This window comes from Mesobacillus maritimus (genome assembly GCF_023715205.1).
In the GTDB taxonomy this organism is placed as follows: Bacteria; Bacillota; Bacilli; order Bacillales; family Cytobacillaceae; genus Mesobacillus_B; species Mesobacillus_B maritimus_C.
This window is the reverse complement of sequence record NZ_JAMBNR010000143.1, coordinates 1-245: the sequence shown is the minus strand read 5'-3', so window position 1 is coordinate 245 and position 245 is coordinate 1. Positions and strand designations below refer to the sequence as shown.

The following is a 245-nucleotide window of genomic DNA, read 5'->3' as shown; positions in this document are numbered from 1 at the left end:
ACGATTATCTAGTTTTCAAGGAACAATGTTTCGAAGGATTGCTCCTTCAAAACTAAACAAACAAGCAATCAACAGTGCAAATCTAAAGATTTGCATATCACAGACCATAAGGTCTGAGTTCCGAATGTCCTTACGACATTATCCTTAGAAAGGAGGTGATCCAGCCGCACCTTCCGATACGGCTACCTTGTTACGACTTCACCCCAATCATCTGTCCCACCTTAGGCGGCTGGCCCCAGGGGCAA

At 45.3% G+C, this 245-nt stretch carries 1 rRNA gene; it reads right to left on the bottom strand.

Annotated features, from left to right (window positions below):
• Positions 1-148: 148 nt before the first annotated feature.
• Positions 149-245: ribosomal RNA gene (locus M3182_RS25985) — 16S ribosomal RNA — on the bottom strand; the annotation flags it as partial.